We start from the raw sequence: 1,568 nt of genomic DNA on the forward strand, positions 1-1,568 counted from the left end.
GCGGGGGCGCGGGGCTTTCAGGGGTAGGTTTTTTACTTTGGAGATAGGTAATGGGGAATCGGGAATGGGGAATGGGGAATCGGGAATCGGGAATCGGGAATCGGGAATCGGGAATCGGGAATCGGGAATCGGGAATCGGGAATCGGGAATCGGGAATCGGGACCCACCCCTAACCCCGACCAGTGCGTACGCTACTAGTGTAGGGTGGGCAAATTATCCTAGTAATACCAATTGATCACCAATCATGTCCATTTGCCCACCCTACTACTGTTCCCAAAGATAGGCTTTGGGTGGGCAATATATCAAATTAATACAATTTCATCACCAATCATGTCCATTTGCCCACCCTACTACTGTTCCCAAAGTGCGTACGCTACTAGTTTAGGGTGGGCAAATTATCCTAGTAATACCAATTGATCACCAATCATATCTATTTGCCCACCCTACAACCAGCAGTAGTGCGTACGCATTCCGTAGGCTCGGGTGGGCAAATTCTGATCCCTTGGCAATTTCATGATCAATCATGTCCATTTGCCCACCCTACTACTGATATAATTCCTCTTACGGCGGATTACATAACTATCAGGTACACATTGTTTCTCCTCTTCCCTCTTCCCTCTTCCCTGCTCCCTGCTCCGAAGTCCCTGCTCCGAAGTCCCTGCTCCCTAAAAACCCAAAACTTTGTACCTAACTGAAGTGCAAACCGCTGTATGTTGATTGATCAAATAGCATCAGTGCGATCGCATTCGGTTCGGTAGGGTGGGCAAATTCTGTACGGAAGGCAATTTGATAAAGAATCATGTCCATTTGCCCACCCTACAAGATCTGTTCCCAGATCCGCTGTTCCCTTTGGTATAGCTGATACCTGATAGCTGAATACTTACATTATCGCTGTCGGGTCATTCCAATTATTGCGTCTACTGTAAAGTCTGAGATATTGTCAAGGGTGGGGAGTATGTCAGTTCCGGCAAACACCAGTGGTAGTTCCTGGTTTTCCCAAACCCAGATTTGCTGTCGCTGAATATCGATTAGCCAAGCCAGCTGAGTCCCGTTGCTCAAGAGGTGCGACCCGTGGCGAATTTAATAATTAGATGCGGAAAGCGCACCTAAAGTGCAAAATTTTGTTCTGTAGGTCTAATGTGCTTTGGTCAGGGGAACGAATTTCAATTAACCAGAAGGCGTGAACCTGACCGGGGGCCATCTTGATCCCTGAGGCGATCGCTTTTAACAACGACAATATCTGGTACAGGGGATAAGGGAGGAATGATGCACCGGAGTTCTTGAATCGCAACGCAAGCATGGGTTTGATTGTTGATGGCGTTTACGAGGTTGCGTTGGAGGCGGGAATGAAACAATGTTGGCATAGGCTTTTGCTTCGGGTGTCCATGGATGAATTCCCAAGCAGGAGAAGCTTCTATATTGGGTTGTTGGAGAAAAGCGTCTAAGGAGTTAGTAATGCTGGGTGATTGCATGAATTTTGTTAGCAGAAGAATGCTTAGCAATATTCCAGGTAGATTTTGTAGGGTGCGTTAGGCGGTTTGGTTGATAAAAATAGATGATATTGCCAT

At 46.9% G+C, this 1,568-nt stretch carries 4 protein-coding genes; 1 reads left to right on the forward strand and 3 read right to left on the reverse strand.

The genetic code is table 11. The annotated features are described in order from the left end of the window. Positions 1 to 32: 32 nt before the first annotated feature. Positions 33 to 167 (reverse strand): hypothetical protein, encoded by a 135-nt coding sequence (locus F6K49_RS47670; RefSeq protein WP_293109575.1) that lies wholly within the window; start codon positions 165 to 167, stop codon positions 33 to 35. Positions 168 to 413: 246 nt separating this feature from the next. Between F6K49_RS47670 and F6K49_RS47675 the strand changes: the two genes are divergently transcribed. Continuing rightward, positions 414 to 695 carry a hypothetical protein gene (locus F6K49_RS47675; RefSeq protein WP_293054930.1) on the forward strand — a complete coding sequence of 94 codons (282 nt, stop codon included), beginning with the start codon at positions 414 to 416 and terminating at the stop codon, positions 693 to 695. Positions 696 to 885: 190 nt separating this feature from the next. Here F6K49_RS47675 and F6K49_RS47680 read toward each other — a convergent pair whose 3' ends face one another. Together F6K49_RS47680 and F6K49_RS47685 are read right to left on the reverse strand one after the other, a co-directional pair. Next, complete coding sequence (locus F6K49_RS47680; protein WP_229415302.1) at positions 886 to 1,059, reverse strand: hypothetical protein; 174 nt, start codon at positions 1,057 to 1,059, stop codon at positions 886 to 888. 104 nt (positions 1,060 to 1,163) lie between these two features. Further along, a complete protein-coding gene (locus tag F6K49_RS47685) occupies positions 1,164 to 1,472 on the reverse strand; it encodes a Uma2 family endonuclease (protein ID WP_293109577.1) in 309 nt (102 codons plus the stop codon). Positions 1,473 to 1,568 lie beyond the last annotated feature (96 nt).

This window comes from Moorena sp. SIO3I6 (genome assembly GCF_010672095.1).

Coding starts and splice junctions, on each gene's coding strand:
- F6K49_RS47685 (WP_293109577.1), bottom strand. CDS start 1,472: ATGCAATCACCCAGCATTACTAACTCCTTAGACGCTTTTCTCCAACAA.